Annotated in this window: 16 protein-coding genes; 12 read left to right on the top strand and 4 right to left on the bottom strand. The window is 72.0% G+C overall.

Features of this window, described 5'->3' with window-relative positions:
• The first annotated feature begins 55 nt into the window (after positions 1-55).
• A complete protein-coding gene (uvrB, locus tag GFD30_RS09705) occupies positions 56-2113 on the top strand; it encodes an excinuclease ABC subunit UvrB (RefSeq protein WP_322633118.1) in 2058 nt (685 codons plus the stop codon).
• Positions 2114-2205: 92 nt separating this feature from the next.
• Here uvrB and GFD30_RS09700 read toward each other — a convergent pair whose 3' ends face one another.
• Positions 2206-2553, bottom strand: coding sequence for a DoxX family protein (locus GFD30_RS09700; protein ID WP_153024987.1), 348 nt, complete (start codon positions 2551-2553; stop codon positions 2206-2208).
• A gap of 101 nt (positions 2554-2654) precedes the next feature.
• Between GFD30_RS09700 and GFD30_RS09695 the strand changes: the two genes are divergently transcribed.
• Positions 2655-3545, top strand: a complete 891-nt coding sequence (locus GFD30_RS09695) for a LysR family transcriptional regulator (protein ID WP_153024986.1) — start codon at positions 2655-2657, stop codon at positions 3543-3545.
• Here GFD30_RS09695 and GFD30_RS09690 read toward each other — a convergent pair.
• Positions 3542-3832, bottom strand: coding sequence for an antibiotic biosynthesis monooxygenase family protein (locus GFD30_RS09690; protein ID WP_153024985.1), 291 nt, complete (start codon positions 3830-3832; stop codon positions 3542-3544). The genes GFD30_RS09695 and GFD30_RS09690 overlap by 4 nt on opposite strands.
• Positions 3833-4101: 269 nt before the next feature.
• Here GFD30_RS09690 and GFD30_RS09685 point away from each other — a divergent pair, with 269 nt between their 5' ends.
• Positions 4102-5172: a TerC family protein gene (locus GFD30_RS09685; protein WP_194201913.1), complete on the top strand. Its 1071-nt coding sequence runs from the start codon at positions 4102-4104 to the stop codon at positions 5170-5172.
• Positions 5173-5233: 61 nt separating this feature from the next.
• On the opposite strand, the gene GFD30_RS27875 is transcribed toward GFD30_RS09685, so the two are convergent.
• On the bottom strand, positions 5234-6133 hold the full coding sequence (locus GFD30_RS27875) for a C40 family peptidase (RefSeq protein ID WP_153024983.1): 900 nt from the start codon (positions 6131-6133) through the stop codon (positions 5234-5236).
• A gap of 258 nt (positions 6134-6391) precedes the next feature.
• Between GFD30_RS27875 and bioB the strand changes: the two genes are divergently transcribed.
• Positions 6392-7459 (top strand): biotin synthase BioB, encoded by a 1068-nt coding sequence (bioB, locus tag GFD30_RS09675; RefSeq protein WP_153024982.1) that lies wholly within the window; start codon positions 6392-6394, stop codon positions 7457-7459.
• 1 nt (position 7460) lies between these two features.
• Here bioB and GFD30_RS09670 read toward each other — a convergent pair whose 3' ends face one another.
• The gene (locus tag GFD30_RS09670; protein WP_227996007.1) at positions 7461-8480 is read right to left on the bottom strand and encodes a LacI family DNA-binding transcriptional regulator; all 1020 of its coding nucleotides are present in this window, start codon (positions 8478-8480) and stop codon (positions 7461-7463) included.
• A 258-nt stretch (positions 8481-8738) separates the two neighbouring features.
• On the opposite strand from GFD30_RS09670, the gene GFD30_RS09665 reads away from it, so the two are divergent.
• From GFD30_RS09665 to GFD30_RS09635, 8 genes are all read left to right on the top strand, one after another.
• Entirely contained in the window at positions 8739-11060 is a 2322-nt protein-coding gene (locus tag GFD30_RS09665; RefSeq protein ID WP_194201912.1) for a beta-glucosidase family protein, read from the top strand.
• 68 nt (positions 11061-11128) lie between these two features.
• Positions 11129-12226: a Gfo/Idh/MocA family protein gene (locus tag GFD30_RS09660; protein ID WP_322633117.1), complete on the top strand. Its 1098-nt coding sequence runs from the start codon at positions 11129-11131 to the stop codon at positions 12224-12226.
• Positions 12227-12281: 55 nt separating this feature from the next.
• Positions 12282-13193 (top strand): DUF6807 domain-containing protein, encoded by a 912-nt coding sequence (locus GFD30_RS09655; protein ID WP_153024979.1) that lies wholly within the window; start codon positions 12282-12284, stop codon positions 13191-13193.
• 2 nt (positions 13194-13195) lie between these two features.
• Positions 13196-13915, top strand: a complete 720-nt coding sequence (locus GFD30_RS09650) for a cupin domain-containing protein (RefSeq protein ID WP_194201917.1) — start codon at positions 13196-13198, stop codon at positions 13913-13915.
• 214 nt (positions 13916-14129) lie between these two features.
• The gene (locus GFD30_RS26875; protein WP_322633132.1) at positions 14130-15971 is read left to right on the top strand and encodes an RNB domain-containing ribonuclease; all 1842 of its coding nucleotides are present in this window, start codon (positions 14130-14132) and stop codon (positions 15969-15971) included.
• Positions 15972-16033: 62 nt separating this feature from the next.
• Positions 16034-17290, top strand: coding sequence for a tyrosine--tRNA ligase (gene tyrS, locus GFD30_RS09640; protein WP_322633116.1), 1257 nt, complete (start codon positions 16034-16036; stop codon positions 17288-17290).
• Between the two features lie 49 nt (positions 17291-17339).
• Complete coding sequence (locus tag GFD30_RS26235) at positions 17340-19577, top strand: hypothetical protein (protein WP_194201911.1); 2238 nt, start codon at positions 17340-17342, stop codon at positions 19575-19577.
• The gene (locus tag GFD30_RS09635; RefSeq protein ID WP_194201910.1) at positions 19552-20589 is read left to right on the top strand and encodes an HAD-IIA family hydrolase; all 1038 of its coding nucleotides are present in this window, start codon (positions 19552-19554) and stop codon (positions 20587-20589) included. Before GFD30_RS26235 ends, GFD30_RS09635 begins: the two co-directional genes overlap by 26 nt.
• The last annotated feature ends 17 nt before the right edge of the window (positions 20590-20606 follow it).

Below are 20606 nucleotides of genomic sequence, written 5' to 3'. Positions count from 1 at the left end.
CGAAAAGTCACCGCCGGAGCCGGGCGCTGTCGGACCCCGGCGCTACCGTTGAGCCGTGGCTTTCGATATTCCCCGCGCCGACGGGCGCTTCGAGGTGGTCAGCGACTACCAGCCGTCCGGCGACCAGCCGACGGCGATCGCCGAGCTCGCCGATCGCATCGACCGCGGCGAGCGCGACGTCGTGCTGCTCGGCGCCACCGGCACCGGCAAGTCGGCCACGTCCGCGTGGCTGATCGAGAAGCTCCAGCGGCCGGCCCTGGTGATGGCCCACAACAAGACCCTCGCCGCGCAGCTCGCGAAGGAGTTCCGCGAGCTGCTGCCGAACAACGCCGTCGAGTACTACGTCTCGTACTACGACTACTACCAGCCCGAGGCGTACGTCGCCCAGACCGACACCTACATCGAGAAGGACGCCTCGATCAACGAGGAGGTCGAGCGCCTGCGCCACCGCGCCACCTACTCGCTGCTGACCCGCCGCGACGTCGTGGTGGTCGCCACGGTCTCGGCGATCTACGGCCTGGCCACGCCCGCCGAGTACCTCGAGCAGGCCACCGAGGTCAGCGTCGGGCAGGAGTGGGACCGCGACAAGCTGCTGCGCCGGCTCGTCGACGTCCAGTACGCCCGCAACGACGTCGCCTTCACCCGCGGCACCTTCCGGGTCCGCGGCGACACGATCGAGATCATCCCGGCCTACGAGGAGCTGGCGATCCGCATCGAGATGTTCGGCGACGAGATCGACCGGCTCTACTACCTGCACCCGATCACCGGCGACGTCATCCGCGAGGTCGACCGGGTCCTGATCTTCCCCGGCTCGCACTACGCCACCGGCGACGCCCGCATGGCCCGCGCGATCGCCGACATCGAGGTCGAACTCGAGGAGCGCCTCGCCGAGCTCGAGTCCCAGGGGAAGCTCCTGGAGGCCCAGCGGCTGCGGATGCGCACCGTGTTCGACCTGGAGAACATGAAGCAGACCGGCACCTGCAACGGCATCGAGAACTACTCGCGCCACATCGACGGCCGCCCGGCCGGGTCGCCGCCGCACACGCTCCTGGACTACTTTCCGCCGGACTTCGTCACGATCATCGACGAGTCGCACCAGACCGTCCCGCAGATCGGCGCGATGTCCGAGGGCGACGCCTCCCGCAAGCGCAACCTGGTCGAGCACGGCTTCCGGCTCCCCAGCGCCCAGGACAACCGGCCGCTGCGCTTCGACGAGTTCCGCGAGCGCGTCGGCCAGTCGGTCTACCTGTCGGCCACCCCCGGCAAATGGGAGCTCGAGCAGACCAAGGGCCAGTTCGTGGAGCAGGTCATCCGCCCCACCGGCCTGGTCGACCCGCACGTGGAGGTCCGCCCCACCAAGGGCCAGATCGACGACCTCATGCACGAGATCCGCGTGCGCGCCAAGAAGGACGAGCGCGTCCTGGTGACCACCCTCACCAAGAAGATGGCCGAGGACCTCACCGACTACTTCCTCGACAACGGGATCCGGGTCCGGTACCTGCACTCCGAGGTCGAGACGCTGCGCCGGATCGAGCTGCTGGGGGAGCTGCGCCGCGGCGACTACGACGTCCTCGTCGGCATCAACCTCCTCCGGGAGGGCCTCGACCTGCCCGAGGTCTCGCTGGTGGCGATCCTCGACGCCGACAAGGAGGGCTTCCTGCGCTCGGCGACCTCGCTGATCCAGACCATCGGCCGGGCCGCCCGGAACGTCTCCGGCACGGTCCTGATGTACGCCGACAACCTCACCGACTCGATGAAGGCCGCCCTCGAGGAGACCGACCGGCGCCGCGAGAAGCAGGTCGCCTACAACGAGGCGAACGGTCTCGACCCGCAGCCGCTGCGCAAGCGCATCGGCGACATCATGGAGGACCTGTACGACTCCGCGGCCGAGACCGCGAAGCTCGTCGCCGCCGAGCGGCCGGTCCGCGGCAAGGCGGCCGACACCAAGGGCTCGGGCAAGGTCCGCTCCGAGATCCTCCAGCAGATCGACGACCGCAACGAGCAGATGCTCACGGCCGCCCGGGAGCTGCGCTTCGAACTGGCCGCGGCCTACCGCGACGAGATCGCCGACCTCAAACGCGAACTGCGCGAGATCGAACAGGCGGGCGGCTGACGCGACCGGGCCCGCGACACCGGTCGCGGGCCCCCGCGCTCACGCCGGAGCGGGCCCGCAGGGCCGCCCGCGCAGCAGCCCCGCGTGCATGCTCACGCGGCGATCATCAACCACAGCGCCGCCACGCTCACGGCCAGGAACAGGAGCGGGCCCGCGAAGTTGTGGAACACGCGCCGCTGGACGTGCAGCACCGTCGCGATCACGAAGAACACCACGAGCCCCGCCGCGGCCGCGATGCCGAGCGGGCGCCAGAACAGCCCCACGGCGAGCCCGACGGCCGCCGCGCCCTTCACGAACCCCAGGAACGGCAGCCAGGAGTCCGGGACGCCGACCGCGCGCGAGTTCTGCTTCACCCACGCCGCTCCCGCGAAATTGGCGACCGACTCGACCGCGTTGGCGGCGATCGCGAGTCCGGTGACGACGACCAGGGCAGCGAACATCGGGAATCCTCCTCAGGACCCGGCGGACCGTCCGCCGGGCGCTCCAAGTCTCGGCCGGGACCCTGCCGCGCGTCCAATACCAGTATGTATAACCTTCGGTTATGGATGTGGACCTGCGACTGCTCCGGTCTTTCGCGGCCGTCGCCGCCGAAGGGAACCTCACGCGCGCCGCCGAACGGCTCTACCTCTCCCAGCCCGCGCTCACCAAGCAGATCCGCCAGCTCGAGCACCTGCTCGGCACGGCCCTGTTCACGCGTTCGAAGACCGGCATGGCCCTCACCGGCCCCGGAGAGGCCCTCGCGGCCGCCGCCCCGGCCGTCCTCGGCGCCTGGGACGCCGCCAGGCGGGCAGTGCGCGCCGCCGACCGCGACGCCTCGAACGTGCTCCGCGTCGGCTACCTCGCGAGCGCCGCCAACGAGCGGACCCGGCCCATCATCGCGGCCTTCCGCGAACGGCGCCCCGGCTGGCGGGTCGAACTGCGCCAGGCGAGCTGGGGCGACCCGGTCGGCGGACTCGACTCCGGTGACGTCGACGCCGCGTTCATGCGCCTGCCGTTCCCGCGCCAGGACGAGTTCGAGCTCGCGGTCCTGTTCACCGAGCCGCGCTGCATCGCCATGGCCGCCGACCACCCGCTCGCTGGGCACGCCGAACTCCGGTTCGAGGACCTGCTCGACGAGCCGTTCATCGCCGCGCCCAAGGCCACCGGCGCCTTCCGCGACCACTGGATCGAGGCCGAGGGCCGCGGCGGCCGCCCGGTCCGCATCGGGGCGGTCACCGAGCTCCCCGACGACTGGCTCAGCGCCATCGCCGCCGGCGACGGCATCGCTCTCGCGCCCGAGAGCGCCGCCCGCTTCTACGCCCGCCCGGACATCGCCTACCGCCCCGTCACCGGCGTCGCCCCGAGCACCGTCGCCCTGGTCTGGCCGAGAGGCGCCGCCGGCGGCGGCGCGCTGGCCGACTTCGTCGCGGCCGCAACGGCGTTCGCGGACTAGTCGACGTCGACGGCGTGCTCGACGAACGGCGGCTCGGCGAAGAACGGGCCGATCGCCTCGCGCCACTTCGGGAACCGGTCGGTCTCGCGGAAGCCCTGCTCGTGGGCCTCGACGGAGTCCCACTCGATGAGGAGCACGAAGCGGCTCGGGTTCTCCACGCCCTGCGTCATGCGCATCGAGCGCAGGCCGGGGGAGACCTTCACGAGCTCGCGGGCGGAGCGGTACGCCTCCTTGAAGGCGTCCTCCTGGCCGGGGGTGATCTTGATTTCGGCGACTTCCAGAACCATGGGCGGAGCCTCCCATAGGATCCCTCACACTCCGTCGACCCGAGGTAGCGTCGAGAGTGAAGTCACAAAGCTGACTCATGACAAGTCGGGCTCCGGCAGGCAGAATAGACGCGTCTGTTCAAAATCAGGTATGTGGGGAGTATCCCGCAGCGTCCAGCGCTGTTAGCGTCGTCGTCAATGCACGGGCCCGCCATCGGGCCCCGGTGACGCTGGTCCGAGAGGATCGGGAGAGACCATGTGACCCTCCAGATGTCAAGGAAGGCAACACATTGGAACTCCCGGCCTGGGCCTGGGCGCTGACCATGGTCGGTCTCGCTTCAGTCGTCGTCTTCGACCTCGTGATGGCGGTCCGCAACCCCCACAAACTCTCCACGAAGGAATCGGCCACCTGGGCCGGTGTTTACATCGGAGCGGCGCTGGCATTCGGCGCTCTCATCCTGGTCACCCAAGGTCCGGCGTTCGGCGGTCAGTTCTACGCCGGCTACCTCACCGAACTGGCGCTGTCGGTCGACAACCTCTTCGTGTTCCTGCTGATCATCCAGTCCTTCCGGGTCCCGGACGCGCTCCAGTCCCGCGTGCTCCTGGTCGGCATCGTGCTCTCGATCGTGCTGCGCGGCGGATTCATCGCCGTCGGCTCGGTGCTCATCGAGCGGTTCAGTTGGGTCTTCCTCATCTTCGGCGCGATCCTGATCTGGACCGCGTGGGGCCAGCTGCGCGAGAAGGGCGGCCATGACGAGGAGATGCCGCAGAACGGCTTCATGCGGTTCGCGGAGTCGCGGCTGCGCGTCTCGCCCGGCTACGACGGCGGCAAGCTGACCACCCGCATCGACGGCGTCAAGTTCGTGACCCCGCTGCTGCTGGCGATGCTCGCGATCGGCTCCACCGACATCCTGTTCGCGCTCGACTCGATCCCGGCGATCTTCGGCCTGACGCAGGAGCCGTACCTGGTGTTCACCGCGACGATCTTCGCGCTGATGGGCCTGCGGCAGCTCTACTTCCTGCTGGCCGCGCTGCTGAAGTCTTTGCGGTTCCTGTCGCTGGGCCTGGCGGCGATCCTCGGCTGGATCGGCGTGAAGCTCGTGCTCCACGGCCTCCACGAGAACCAGCTCCCGTTCATCAACGGCGGCGAGCACATCGACGCGATCCCGGAGATCCCGACCGCGCTCTCGCTCGGCGTCATCGCCGGCGTGCTGACCACGGTCATCGTCGTGAACGGCATCCTCCTGCACCGCGACGGCAAGACCTGGAAGGAGCTGTTCGCCGAGGCCGAGCGCGAGCAGCACGTCGAGGAGCCCGAGCCGGCCGTCGCCGAGACGAAGAAGAAGAAGCTCTACTACTAGGTTCCGCCAGACGACGGAACGGCCCGCCTCCTCGGAAGGGAGGCGGGCCGTTCGCTGCGTACTAGGCCCGGACGGGCAGGCGGCGGCAGCCGGTGATGCCCGCGAGTTCGGCGTCCTTGAGCGGCTCGGAGACGACCTTGCCGTAGACCGGCGAGGAGAAGATCACCTCGGGCAGGTCGGACTGGCTGCGCTCGGCCATGATCGCCGGCGTCTTCGGGTCGCCGCCGTGGTCGAGGAACACCAGGTCGCCCGGGTGCAGGTCGTCGAACGCGACGTCGTCGCCGGACTCGAACAGCGCCCCGCTGAACCGCGGCACGTCGATCCCCAACTGGCGGTAGACGATCCAGACCAGGCCGGGCGCGTCGATGCCGTAGGCGCTGACGCCGCCGTGCAGGTAGGGGATCTCCAGGAGCTGCTGGGCGAGCTTGACGGCGTCCAGGCCCGCGGCGACCATCCCGGTCGACGGCGCGGACAGGTCTGCGGCGGGCTCGGCCGTGAGGTCGCGCTGAGGCACCCAGCCGGGCTGCTGCGGGCCCGGGAGCCCCACGGGCACCCAGCCCCGGTACGGCTCTCCCACGACCCGCAGGCGCGTCCCCAGGGTCACGCCCGGGATCGACACGTCGCCGCCGGGCTCGTCCCGGACGGCGGTCGCGGTCGCGCTCACGAGGTACTCGGTGCCGCGCGTGTCGCCCTCGGCGGGGAGTACGAGCTGGTCGACCGGCAGCCAGCCGGAGGCCTCCTGCGACGGGCACGACACCTCGGCCCAGCCGTCGGCCACCTGGTGGACCTCGACGCGGGTGCCGAGCAGGCACTGGGTGCGCACGCGTCCTTTGAGGCCGTTGGCGCGGATGTCGTTGGTGAGCCGGGCGACCCATTCGCGGATCGCGGACGGCACGCCGAGGGCGAGACGGTCCTCAGGGCCCGCGGCGGAGGGCTGGGCCCAGAGGGTCGCGACTGCCACGGCGATCAACGCCGGTTGTCCAGGTGCGATCGGCACGGTTGGTTCTCTCCGGATGGCTCGGGCGGTTCACAATTCGAGACGCGAACAGGGGGGATCTCCACCAGCCCGCCGCGTCCATTCGCAGCACCGACCACCCACTGTAGCAAGTGTAGGCGGATCGCGACGCTCCGGCCTGAGTGCGGTGTTCGAAGGACATTTCGCTGATAACGCCCGCACCATCGCAGATCCCCTCTCCCGCGGCTGTGGCAAGATCTTGCCATGACCGCACTCCACGACGCCCTCGAACGACTCTCCGCAGCCGCCGACGCCGGCGAGGTGCCCGCCGCGGCCGACCTCGAGGCCGTCCTCTCGAGCACGGACGCCGAGCTGATGGACGTGGTCGCCGCGGCCGCGCGGCTTCGCTTCCGCCACTTCGGGAACACGGTCAAGCTGAACTACCTCGTCAACCTCAAGAGCGGCCTGTGCCCCGAGGACTGCAACTACTGCTCCCAGCGCCTGGGCTCGAAGGCCGACGTCCTCAAGTACACGTGGCTCACCCCCGAGCAGGCCGCCGAGCAGGCGGCCGCCGGGGTCGCGGGCGGGGCCTCGCGGGTGTGCCTCGTCGCGAGCGGCCGCGGTCCGACCGATATGGACGTCGAGCGGGTCGGCAAGACCATCGCCGCGGTCAAGAACGCCGCGCCGGGCGTCGAGGTCTGCGCGTGCCTGGGCCTGCTCAAGGACGGCCAGGCCGAGCGCCTCGCCGACCTGGGGGCGGACGCGTACAACCACAACCTGAACACCGCGGAGGAGACGTACGCGGACATCTGCTCGACCCACACCTTCGCCGACCGGGTCGACACCGTCAACGCCGCGCACGGCGCTGGCCTGTCGCCGTGCTCGGGCCTCATCGCCGGCATGGGGGAGCGGGACGCCGACCTCGTCTCGGTCGCACTGGGGCTGCGCGGGCTGGACGTCGACTCGATCCCGGTCAACTTCCTGCTGCCCTTCGAGGGCACCCCGATGGAGTCCAAATGGGACCTCGACCCGCGACGGTGCCTGCGGATCCTGGCGATGGTCCGCCTCGCCAACCCGTCGGCCGAGGTCCGTCTCGCGGCGGGCCGCGAAGTGCACCTGCGGACGATGCAGGCGACGGCGCTCCAGATCGTCAACTCGATCTTCCTGGGCGACTACCTGACGAGCGAGGGCCAGGCCGCCAAGGACGACCTCGCGCTCATCGCCGACGCCGGGCTCGTGCCGCTCGGGCCGGAGTCGGCGCCCGAAGCGGTCCGCGAGGCGGTCAGACCGCGCCGCCGCGGCGCGGGCACGGACGTCGCGCCGAACGCCTAGGCTATTCGACCGCGGTGGTCGACTCCCGGACGACCAGTTCCGTCGCCAGTTCCAGGCGGGGGGAGTCGATGTCGTTGCCCGCGGCCATCTCCAGCACGGTGCGCGCGGCGAGGGCGCCCATCTCGGCGAGGGGCTGGCGGACGGTGGTCAGGGGCGGGGAGGTCCAGCGGGACTCGGGGAGGTCGTCGAAGCCGACGATGCTGACGTGCTCGGGGATGCGCAGGCCCGCCTGGCGGATCGCCTCGTAGGCGCCGAAGGCCATCTGGTCGGAGGACGCGAAGATCGCGGTCGGGGGCGAGTCGAGGCGCAGGAGGGCGTTCGCGGCGTCGAACCCCGACTGGTGGTAGAAGTCGCCGTCGTAGACCAGGGCCGGGTCGAACTCGATGCCGCCGGCCTCCAGGGCCGCCCGGTAGCCGTCGAACCGGGCGCGCGAGCACAGGACCTGCTTGGGGCCGTGGATGAACCCGATCCGGCGGTGGCCCAGCGAGATCAGGTGCTCGGTGGCGGCCAGGCCGCCGGCCCAGTTGGTGGCGCCGATCGCGGGGGCGTCCATTGTGGGCCCGCCGGAGGGGTCGAGGACCACCATCGGGACGCCCAGGTGGCGAAGCTGCTCCAGGATCGGGGACGCGAGCTGCGAGACGACCAGGATGACGCCGTCGGAGGCGCGCGTGCGGAGGTTGTCGAGCCACTGCTCGGTGGAGGCGCGCCGGCGGTGGACCGCCGAGACGACCGTGCCGACCCCGGCGGCGTGCGCGGCGTCCTCGACCCCGCGGATGATCTCCACGGCCCAGGGGCTGTCCAGCTCGTTGAACACCAGGTCGACCAGGCGCGCGCGGCTGGGCGTGCGGGTGGAGCGGCGGCGCTGGTACCCGCGCTCGTTCAGCAGCTCCTCGACGCGGCGGCGGGTCTCGGGGGCGACGTCGGAGCGGCCGTTGATGACACGTGACACCGTCGGCACGCTGACGCCGGCCTCGTCGGCGATGGCGCGGATGGTGATCCGCCCGTGTTCGGCTTCGCTCAAGGGTCTCCTCCTGGTCCTGATCACAAAGGTTCGCCTGCACATCCTATAGCCCGCGTCCCCGGCTCCCGGAGCGCGTCCGAAAGTTTCGGTGCGCGGGCTCGAATCAAGAGGCTGGGCAAACGCATCCAGGCGGCAAATCACCGCTAGAACTGAGCCTGCATCAATGTTATGGTGTGCAAACCTGTATCGATAACGATCAGAAAAGTTTCAGAAACTATCGGCCCGCCTCGGCGCGTTGGGCCGCTTGAGTGGAGCAGCATGGACACCGACACCCCCGCGGAGAAGGCCGAACGGGCCGCCGGGCTGGTCAAGCGGATGACCCTCGAAGAGAAATGCGCACAGCTCGCGAGCCATTGGCGCGGCGTCGACGCCGACGCCGGCGACATGGCCCCCCACCAGAGCGAGCAGACCGGCGGCACCGCCCCCGGAGACGACGCCCTCGCCCACGGGATCGGCCAGCTCACCCGCCCCTTCGGCTCGGCCCTCGTCGACCCCGTCGAAGGCGCCGCCCGCCTGACCGCCCTCCAGCGCCGGGTCCGCGCGAACAGCCGCTTCGGCATCGCCGCCATCGCGCACGACGAATGCCTCGCCGGCTTCATGGCCCACGGCGCCACCGTCTTCCCCACCGCTCTGGCCTGGGGCGCGACCTTCGACCCCGACCTCGTCCAGGCCATGGCCCGGCAGATCGGCACCACCCTCCGCTCGGTCGGCATCCACCAGGGACTCGCCCCGGTCCTCGACGTCGTCGCCGACTCCCGCTGGGGCCGAACCGAAGAGACCATGGGCGAGGACCCCTACCTCACCGGCGTCCTCGGCACGGCCTACGTCACCGGCATCCAGGACGCCGGCGTCATCGCCACCGTCAAGCACTTCGCGGGCTACTCCGCCTCGCACGCCGCCCGCAACTTCGGCCCGGTCAACCTCGGCCCCAGGCAGTTCACCGAGACCTACCTGACCCCGTTCGAGATGGCCGTGCGCCTCGGGCGGGCCCGCTCCGTCATGCCCTCGTACGCCGCCAACGACGGCGTGCCCTCCCACGCCAACATCCGCCTCCTCACCGGCATCCTCCGCGAGGAGTGGGGCTTCGAAGGCACCGTCGTCGCCGACTACTTCGCCGTCAACTTCCTCAACTCCCTCCACGGCGTCGCCGCCGACCGCTCCGCCGCCGCGGGCCTGGCCCTGGACGCCGGCGTCGACGTCGAACTGCCGGGCGTCGACTGCTACGGCGAGCCGCTCCTCGCCGCCGTCGCCGCGGGCGCCGTCGAGGAGAAGACCCTCGACCGCGCCGTCGAGCGCGTCCTCACCCAGAAGCTCGAGCTCGGCCTCCTCGACGAGATCCCCGATCCCCCCGCCGACGTGGACCTCGACCCGCCCGAAGCCCGCGCGCTGGCCGCGGAGGTGGCCCGCAAATCGATCGTGCTGCTCGCCAACGACGGCACCCTGCCGCTCGCCGAGGCCCCCGCCCGCGTCGCCGTGCTCGGGCCCGCGGCCGGCCGGCGGTCCGTCATGCTCGGCTGCTACTCGTTCCCGAACCACCACGACCGCGTCGACGACGCGGCCGCCGACGGGTCCGGGCCCGAACCCGACCTCGGCATCGCCATCGCGACGCTCGCCGAGCGGCTCGCGGTCGACCTGGCCGGCGCGACCGTCGAACACGTGGCGGGCGGCTCGATCCTCGACGCCTCCGACGCGGAGATCGCGGCGGCCGCGAACGCCGCCGCCGCTGCCGACATCGCCGTCATCGCGGTCGGCGACCGTTCCGGCATGTTCGGCCGGGGCACCTCCGGCGAAGGCTGCGACGCCCCCGACCACTCGCTGCCCGGTCGCCAGGCGGACCTGCTCGAGGCCGTCCTCGACTCCGGCACCCCCACGGTCGTGGTCGTGATCTCCGGCCGCCCGTACGCGCTCGGCACCGCGCCGGAGCGGGCCGCCGCGATCGTGCAGGCGTTCCTGCCCGGCCAGGAGGGCGCCGCGGCGATCAGCGCCATCCTCACCGGCGCCGCCGAACCCGAAGGGCGCCTTCCCGTCGGCGTCCCGGCCCGGCCCGACTCGCCCCCGGCGACCTACCTCGGCCCGCAGCTCGCCCGCCGCTCCGAGGTGTCCACGATCGACCCGACCGCGAAGTACGCCTTCGGCCACGGCCTGACGTACACCGAGTTCGACTGGGACGAGCCCGAACTCCTCTCCGGCCCGAGCGTCGGTCCGGAAGGGACCGTCGAGGTCGCGGTCCGCGTGCGCAACACCGGTGACCGCGAGGGCACCGAGGTCGTGCAGCTCTACCTCCACGACCCGGTCGCCTCGACGGTCCGCCCCGTGCAGCGCCTCGTCGGCTTCGCGCGCCTGCCGCTCGCTCCGGGCGAGGCCGGACGGGTCCGCTTCGCCGTCCCCGTCGACCTGGCCGCGCTCATCGGTCTCGACGGCCAGTGGACCGTCGAGACCGGGACCCTGGAACTGCGCCTCGGCCGGTCCTCGGCCGACACCGCTGCCGCCCTCGCCGTCGAGGTGACCGGCGAGCGCCGCATCGAACCGGGCACGCGCGCATTGGCGACCCACGTCACTGTCGAACGCCATATCGGCTAGTATCGAAGCACGCCGGAAAACGCTTGCTGAACCACGCTCACCGAACCTCCGCGCCGAAGGAGTCCCCTGTGCCCTCCACCTACCGCCTCGCCGTCGTCGGCACCGGCGGCATTGCCCACCTGCACGCCGACGAGCTGCGGAAGCACGTTCCCGGACGCATCGAACTCGTCGCGGCGGTCGACCCCGACGCCACCCGCCTCGAGGCGTTCAGGGACAAGTTCGGCGTCGCCGGCGGCTACGCGTCGATCGAGGAGCTGCTCGCCGACGAAACGCTCGACCTGGTCGACCTCTGCTCCCCGCCGGTGGCCCACGCCCCCGGCGCGATCGCGGCCCTCCAGGCGGGCGTCGGCGTCGTCTGCGAGAAGCCCCCGGCCCTGAGCCTGGCCGAGTTCGACCGCATCGCGGCCGCCGCGGCCGCGTCCACGGCCGACTTCGCCGTCATCTCCCAGCACCGCTTCGGCTCCGCGGCCGAGCGCGTCCGCAACATGATGGCCTCCGGCGTCCTCGGCCGCCTCGCCGTCGCCAAGTGCGACACCCTCTGGTACCGCCCCGAGGAGTACTTCGCCGTCGAGTGGCGCGGCCGCTGGGAGACCGAAGGCGGCGGCCCGACCATGGGCCACGGCATCCACCAGATCGACACGCTCCTGTCGATCGTCGGCCCCTGGGCCGAGGTCGTCGCCACCGCCCACCGGCACCGCCGCACCACCAACACCGAGGACGTCTCGCACGCGATCGTCACCCTCGAGTCCGGCGCCTCGGTCGTCATCACCAACTCCCTGCTCTCCCCCCGCGAGGTCTCCCAGATCCGCCTCGACTTCGACACGGCCACCGTCGAACTCGACCACCTCTACGGTTACGGCGACGACAACTGGTCCGTCCACCCGATCGAGTCCGCCGCCGACGAGGTCAACCAGGCGTGGGCCGGCGAGCCGCGCGGCCGCGGCTCCGGCCACGGCGCCCAGTTCCAGCGGATCGCCGACGCCCTCGACGGCCGGAGCGCCCCGCCCGTCCCGATCGAGGACGCCCGCCGCACCCTCGAACTGCTCACCGCGATCTACGCCTCCGCCTTCACCGGCAAACGCGTCCGCGCCGGCGATATCGACCCCACCTCGCCCTTCTACCAGCGCATGGACGGCTCGGGCGCGCCCTGGCCCGACCTCAAGTGACGGCCCCGGCCGACCGATCCCGTCCCATCGAACCGACTACTGTGGAGAGACATCGATGACGCTGCAACTCGACGACAACGGCACCGCCCTCTCGATCACCAAGGGCGACCTGGAGATCCTGCGCTACGTCTACCGGCCCGACAACGCCCAGTTCGAATCCCCCCGGCCTTACTTCGAGCCGCTCCGCGACCTCGCCGGCAACCAGGTGAGCCTCTACCGGCCCCACGACCACGTGTGGCACAAGGGCATCGCCCTCTCGCTCCCCAACGCCGGCCCCGAGAACTTCTGGGGCGGACGCACCTTCCGACGCGGCCTCGGCTACGTCGACGAGAAGAACGACGGCTCCATGGTCCACCAGGAGTTCACCGAGCTCACCGCCGACGACGGCGGCGTCAAGGCCGCCGAGCGCCTCGACTGGATCACCGAGGACGGCCGCCACTTCTTCTCCGAGCGACGCGCCTTCGCGGTCACCGTCCTCTCCGACGACACCTGGGTACTCTCGTTCTCGACCGCGTTCACCAACGACACCGAGGACACCGTCGTCATGGGCAGCCCGACCACCGAAGGCCGCGAGAACGCCGGCTACGGCGGCTTCTTCTGGCGCGGGCCCCGATCCTTCACCGAAGGCCGCGTCTACACCGCCGACGGCGAAGGCGGCGACGAGCTCATGGGCGTGCGCGGCGACTGGATGGCCTTCCGCGGCGCCCACGACTCCGTCGACGCCGCCTCCACCCTGGTCTTCACCGACCACCCGGAGAACCCCGGCGCACCCGTCAAGTGGTTCGTCCGCTCGACCCCGTTCGCCGCGGTCTGCCCCGCGCCGTTCTTCGACACCGAGCTGCCGATGGCACCCGGCGACACCGTGACCCTGCGCCACGCGGTCGCGATCGTCAACGGCGACACCGGAGTCGACGGCGCCGCCAAGACCGCCGCGCTCGCCTCCGCCGAACTCGCGAAACTGGCGTAGCCGTGGCCGGATTCCCCGGGGGCACCGCCGTCTCGCTCGTCACGGTCTACGACTGGCCCACCGCCGACGGGCAGGCCGGCGGGTCCCCGCACCTGCACACCGCCTCGGCCGAGGGGTACGTCGTCACCGCCGGCACCGGCGCGGTCGAGACCCTGTCCGGCGACGGCTACGAGCGCCGCGACCTGGCGCGCGGCACCGTCCTGTGGTTCACCCCCGGGACCGTCCACCGCCTGGTCAACGGCTCCGGGGACCTCCAGCTCGTCGTGGTCATGCAGAACGCCGGCATCCCCGAGGCCGGGGACGCCGTGTTCACCTTCCCCGAGGACGTCCTCGCCGACCCGGACGCGTACGCCGCGGCCGCGACCGCCCCGGCCGCTCCCGGCCTCACCGAGGCCGAGCGCGGCGAGGCCACCCGGACCCGCCGCGACCTCGCCGTCGAGGGCTACCTCGCACTGCGCGAACGCGTCGAGAAGGACGGCCCCGACGCCATGAGGCCGCTGTGGGACCGCGCCGCCCGGATCGTCGCCGACCGCACCGACACCTGGCGGCGGCTCTGGGCCGACGGGCCCAAGGCCCAGGCCGACGCCACCGGCGCCCACCTGGACGCCCTCGCCGCCGCCGAATCGGCCCACCTGTGCGACGCCCACGTCGGCTCCGCGGGCGACGCCGTCGGCAAATGGGGCATGTGCGGGCGCCTGGAGACCTGGGACCTGCGCCCCTGAGCCGAGGGCCGTCCAGGCCCGACCGCCCGAAGCACCGCCGGGCCCTCCTGACGCGACCGGCATCCGGAGGGCCCGTCCCGGTGCGCGGTGAAACCGCCCGCCGCGGCCCCACGACTGCTTTCCCCGCCATGCGGACGCCTCGCCCGTGCGTGCGCACCCGCTGCGTGTCGCTCCCGCTACGATTGCGGCTGGACACGAAGGAGCGCAGTTGGCCGTGCACAACCCGGCGGAGTGCGGCATCATGATCGACGCCGCCACCACAGTCGACCGCGACGACGCGGTCTGGATCGAGCCCCGAGGCGACGGCTTCGACGTCTGGATCCACATCGCCCGCGCCGCCGACCACGTGCGCACCGGCGGACCCGCCGACACCGAAGCGCGCCGTCGCGTCCACACCCGTTACCGCGCCGACCACACCCGGCACATGCTCCCCGCGCCCGTCGTCGAGGCCGCCTCCCTCACCCCCGGCCGCCCCAACGACACCTTCGCCGTCCACCTGCACATCGACGCCGCCGGGCGCGTCCTCGACGCCGAACTCGGCCCCGGCCGCCTCACCCGCTCCTGGATCATGACCCACGCCGAAGCCGCCGCCGCCTCCGGCGACCCCGGCCACCCGCTCCACGGCACGCTCGCGCTCGCCCTGCGCTTCTCCCAGACCATGCTCGCCGCGCGGCGCAACGCGGGAGCGCTCGCGTTCTACGACCTCCTCAGCGGCTTCGCCACCAACGAGGAAGGCCAGATCGTCCGCCTCGACTCCGCCGAACGCAACTCCGGCTACATCATCGTGCAGGAGTTCATGATCGCCGCGAACGCGCAGATCGCCGCCTGGGCCGTCCGCGAGGACCTCCCGATCCTCTTCCGCAACCACCGCCTCGCCGCCGTCGCCGGCGACCCCGCCGGCCTGCGCGACGAGATCGACGCCGTCGCCTCCTCCGGAGACGGCGCCGCCTTCGAGATGCTGCGCTCCCGCATGAAGATGGTCTCCCGCGCCGCTACATACGGCCCCACCGTCCACGGCCACCACGGCCTCCAGCTGCCCGTCTACACCCACGCCACCAGCCCGCTGCGCCGCTACCCCGACCTGGTCACCCAGCGGATCCTCCTCGCCGCCGCCCTCGGCCGCCCCGGCCCCTACACCGCCGAGGAGCTCGCCGAGACCGCCGCGCACGTCAACGCCTCGCTCGAGGCCGAGCGCCGCGCCAAGGCCGAGTTCTTCAAGCAGCGCGCCCAGGCCGAGACCGAGCGCCAGATGGAGGCCGCCGACTTCGCGACGCTCCCGTACAAGCAGTTCGCCCGCGTCCTCCAGTTCGCCGTCGAACGCGGCGACGCCCCGGCCGGACTCGCCGCCGACACCGCCCGCCGCCTCGACTCCCGCGAGCTCCAGCTCCGCGAGTTCGCGTCCGTCTACCTCTACGGCGGCGACGAGTTCGCGCCGCTGCGCGAGCGCATGAACCGCCGCCTCGCCGGCGAACCCCAGCAGGCCCAGTCCGTCCTCAACGTCTACCTCCAGGACCGCCTCGGCGGCCCGGTCAGCAGCGAGACGAACGTCCACTGGACCGTCGAGCCCGAACCCGCATTCGAGGGCCCGCTCTTCTCCGCCCAGGTCGCGCTCACCTTCGGCGACACCCGCGTCGAGTCGCCCAAACGCTTGCAGCGCAACAAGAAGGACGCCCGGAACCAGGCCGCTCTGGCACTGGCGGCGGCGCTGGCGGGCCTGCCGGACCTCTCGTCCGACGCGCCCGCGAAGCCCCGCGCCGACGTGCAGCGCAAGCTCCTCGTGGACGCCGCGGTCAATCCCGCCGAGGCCGTCCAGATCTACGCCGCCCGGGGAATCCTTGAGGGCTTGACCTGGGACTTCGCCGTCGAGGGACCCTCGCACGAGCGGGTGTTCACGTGCCGCGGCGAGGGCCTGCTGCGCGACACCGGCGAGCAGGTGAGGGCCGAAGGGACGGGCCCGACCAAGCAGGCCGCGAAGACCGCCGCCTCCGTCGAGCTGCGTGTGCTCATCGAAGCCGGGCTCGCGCTCGGGGAGACCGGCAGCCGCTCCCCGGCGTAGGCCGGGCCACGCGCCCGCGCGCACCGCGAAAAGCGTTTCGGCCGGTAGGGCACAATACAGACGTGCATATTCTCGACGATTTCGCATGGCGCGGCCTCATCCAGGACTCCACCGGCATCGACTCCCTCCGCGAGTCCATCGACGCCGGGCAGGTCACGTTCTATGTGGGCTTCGACCCCACCGCCGTCAGCCTGCACGTCGGCCACCTGATGCAGGTGCTCACCGCCCGCCGCCTCCAGCAGGGCGGGCTGCGCCCGCTGCTGCTCGTCGGCGGCGCGACCGGTCAGATCGGCGACCCGAAGGAGGCGGGGGAGCGCACGCTGAACCCTCCGGAGGTCGTGGCGGGCTGGGTGGAGAAGATCCGCGCCCAGGTCTCCCCGTTCGTCACCTACGACGGCGACAACGGCGCGATCCCGGTGAACAACCTGGACTGGACGTCCGAGCTGGGCGTGGTGGACTTCCTCCGCGACGTCGGCAAGCACTTCCCGATCTCGAAGATGCTCGCCCGCGAGGTCGTCAAGGCCCGCCTGGACTCCGGGATCTCGTTCACCGAGTTCTCCTACCAGCTCCTCCAGTCCCACGATTTCTTCGAGCTGCACCGCAGGCACGGCTGCACCCTCCAGTTCGGAGGGTCGGATCAGTGGGGCAACATCACCGCCGGCGTCGACTACATCCGCCGCCGCACCGGCGAGCACGTCCACGCCTTCGTGACACCGCTCGTGACCAAGGCCGACGGCTCGAAGTTCGGCAAGACCGAGGGCGGCGCCGTCTGGCTGGACCCCGAGCTCACCAGCCCGTACGCATTCTACCAGTTCTGGCTCAACTCCGGCGACGCCGACGTGGTGCGCTACCTGAAGTACTTCTCGTTCAAGTCGCACGAGGAGATCGAGGAGCTGGAGCGGGCGACCGTCGAGAAGCCGGCCGCGCGCCTGGCGCAGAAGGCCCTCGCCGAGGAGCTGACGACGCTCCTGCACGGCGCCGAGGAGACGCAGAACGTCATCGCCGCCTCCCAGGCGCTGTTCGGCCGCGGCGAGCTGGCCGAGCTGCCCGAGGCGACGCTGCGCGCCGCGCTCGTGGAGGCCGGCCTGGCCGAGATCCACAAGCCCGACGTCACCGTCGCCGAGGCGATGAAGGAGGCCGGCGTGGTCGCGAGCCTCGGCGAGGCCCGCCGCGCCGCCAAGGAGGGCGGCGCGTACCTCAACAACGTCCGCGTCACCGACCCCGCGGCCGCTATCGACCGCTCTGACCTGCTTCACGGCAAATACGGAGTGATCCGGCGCGGCAAGAAGACCGTCGCCGGGGTCGAGGTCATCGGCTGAGGCATACACTTGATTGGTTTTGTCGCGGTGAACAGAGGGGGAGACGCACGTGGCTGAAGACGGCCGCGCCCGCAAGGGTGGAGAAGACCGACGAGGCGGCTACGGCCGTCGCGAGGGCGGCGGCTACGGCGACCGTTCCAACCGAGGCGGTTACGACCGCCGGGAAGGCGGCGGCGACAGCCGGGGCGGCTCCGGCCGCAGCGAAGGCCGCGACGATCGACCGAGGCGGTACGAGGACCGGGACGACCGGGGTCCGCGCCGCTACGAAGGGAACCGCGACGACCGGCCGCGCCGCGACGGCGATGACCGGGGCGGCTACAACCGGGACGACCGCGGCCCGCGCCGGTACGACGGCGACCGCGGCGGACAGCGCAGCTTCAACCGTGACGATCGGGGCGGCAGCCGCGGTGGTTTCAACCGTGACGACCGGGGCGGCCAGCGCGGTTTCAACCGCGACGACCGGCCCCGTCGGGACGGCGACGACCGCGGCGGACAGCGCAGCTTCAACCGCGACGACCGCGGCGGCTACAACCGCGACGACCGCGGCCCGCGCCGGTACGACGGCGACCGCGGCGGACAGCGCAGCTTTAACCGCGATGACCGCGGCGGACAGCGCAGCTTCAACCGTGACGATCGGGGCGGCAGCCGCGGTGGTTTCAACCGCGACGACCGGGGCGGCAGCCGTGGCGGTTACAACCGTGACGACCGGGGCGGCAGCCGCGGCGGCTACAACCGCGACGACCGCGGCGGGCAGCGGAGCTTCAACCGCGATGACCGCGGCGGCTACAACCGGGACGACCGCGGCCCGCGCCGGTACGAAGGCAACCGGGACGACCGGCCGCGTCGCGATGGCGACGACCGCGGCCCGCGCCGGTTCGACGGCGACCGCGGCGGCCAGCGCGGCTTCAACCGCGACGACCGCGGCCCCCGTCGTTACGAAGGCAACCGCGATGACCGCGGTCCCCGCACGTTCGACCGGGACGAGCGTCCGCGCCGTTTCGACCGCGACGACCGCGGTCCGCGCCGCTTCGAGGGCAACCGCGACGACCGCGGCGGCGGCCGTGGCGGGTTCAACCGCGACGACCGCGGCGGTTTCCGCCGTGACGACCGCGGTCCGCGCCGCTACGACGACCGGGACCGGGGCGACCGCCTCGGTCGCGACGGCCGCGAGCGCCGCGGCAGGGACAACCTGCGTCCGCTCGAGGAGCGCGAGGCCGGCCACGAGGGCCCGATCCGCCTGGGCGAGACCGACGAGGCCCCGAACCTGCCGGAGGGCGTCGAGTACGGTTTCGACCAGCTCGACAAGGAGACCCGCGAGGGCCTGCGCAGCCTGAACAAGCAGCTCGCCGAGGCCGTCGGCAACCGGCTCCTCGCGGCCGCCGCGCTGCTCGCCGAGGACGACGTCCAGGGCGCGCTCGAGCAGGCCCGCTACGCCCGCCGCAAGGCGTCCCGCGTGGCGATCGTGCGCGAGGTGACCGGCGTGGCCGCGTACGGGGCCGAGGAGTGGCAGCTCGCCGTCAACGAGCTCCGCGCCGCGCAGCGCCTCGGCGGCACCCACGACCACGTGGCGCTCATCGCCGACTGCGAACGCGCCCTTGGACACCCCGAGCGCGCGATCGATCTGTACCGCGAGTTCGGCAACGACGAGAGCGTCGACCCGGAGGTCCGGGTCGAGCTGCTGATCGTCGCCTCCGGCGCCCGCCGCGACATGGGCATGGGCGAGGCGGCGACCGCGATGCTCAAGGTCGGTGCGCTCAACTCGCCGAAGAACGAGCCCTGGGTGGCGCGCCTGCGCTACGCCTACGCGGAGGGCCTGCTGGCCGACGGCCGCGAAGACGAGGCCCGCGAGTGGCTCTCCAAGGCCGTCGCCGCCGACGAGGAGGGCGAGACCGGCGCCGCCGAGCGCCTGCTCCAGCTCGAGGGCATCGAGATCGAGGAACTCGAGGACGACGAGTACGAGGACGACGAAGACGACCTCGACGATGACGAGGACGACGACCGGGCCCGCTACGACGGCGAAGCCCGCGAAGCGGATCGCGACGACGACCTCGACGATGACGACGACCTCGGCGATGAAGACGACGACGTCGACCGCGAAGACCTCGACGACGTCGAATACGACGACGAGGACGACCGCCTCGACGACGAAGAAGACGAAGACGAGGACGACGACGAGGGCGATGAGCCCGAGGCCCCCCGCGCTCCGCGGGAGCAGTCCGAGCCGGCGGCCGACCAGGCGAACCCCGACGCTGAGGAGTCCCATGACCCGACTGAAAGGCGCCCCTGAGGCACTCGCCCGCGCCTATGACCTGGCGCTGCTCGACCTCGACGGCGTCGTGTACCTGCTGCACGAACCGATCCCGGAAGCGGCCGCGACCCTCGCGGCCCTTCCGGGCCTCGAATGCGACCCGGTGTTCGTCACGAACAACGCCTCCCGCAGCCCCGAGACCGTGGCGGAAGCCCTGCGCGGCATGGACATCCCTGCCGAAGCAGACCAGGTCCTCACCTCGGCGCAGGTGGTGGCCTCGGGCATCCTCGACCGGATCGGCAAGGGCGGCAAGGTCCTCGTGACCGGCTCCGAGGCGCTGCGCGCCGCGGTGGTCGAGGCCGGGCTCGAACCGGTCGACGACCCGAAGGCCGCCGGCGCGGTGGCCTTCGGGTACACGCCGCAGACGACGTGGCGCGCGCTCGCCGACACCACGATCGCGGTGCGCGGCGGCGCCTACTGGGCCACTGCCAACCTCGACGCGACACTGCCCACTCCGGACGGTCCGCTGCCCGGCATGGGCGCGCTCGTGGGCGCGGTGGCGACCGCGCTCGGACACGGCCCCGACTTCGTGGCCGGCAAGCCCGAGCAGCCGATCTACCGGATCGCCACGGCCCGCAAGCCGGGCGGTCGGGCGATCATGGTCGGCGACCGCCCCGACTCGGACATCGCGGGCGCGAACCGGGCCGGCATGGACTCGCTCCTGGTGTTCACCGGAGTGGTCTCGCCGCGCCTGGCGCTGCGCCTGCCGCCCGAGGAGCGGCCGACCTACCTCGGCTGGAGCCTCGCCGCCCTGACCGAGCCGCACCCCGAACCGGACTGGAACGACGCGGTCGACCGCATCGAATGCGGCGGCTGGACCGCCGCGCTCACCGACGGGCAGATCGTCCTCAGCGGCCAGGGCGACGAGCTCGACGCCTGGCGGGCCCTGTGCGAGTTGAGCTGGGCCGCAGCCGACATGGCCGGCTACGACCCGGCCTCGTCGCCGGTCCCGCTCGGGGAGGCCGCCGAGAAGCTCCTGGCGGGCGACTGACGACGCATTGCGAGGCA

The sequence above is a fragment of the Glycomyces albidus genome (genome assembly GCF_009451885.1).
In the GTDB taxonomy this organism is placed as follows: domain Bacteria; phylum Actinomycetota; class Actinomycetes; order Mycobacteriales; family Micromonosporaceae; genus Glycomyces; species Glycomyces albidus.
Note: the sequence above shows the minus strand (reverse complement) of the source record. Positions and strands in the feature narration are given on the sequence as shown.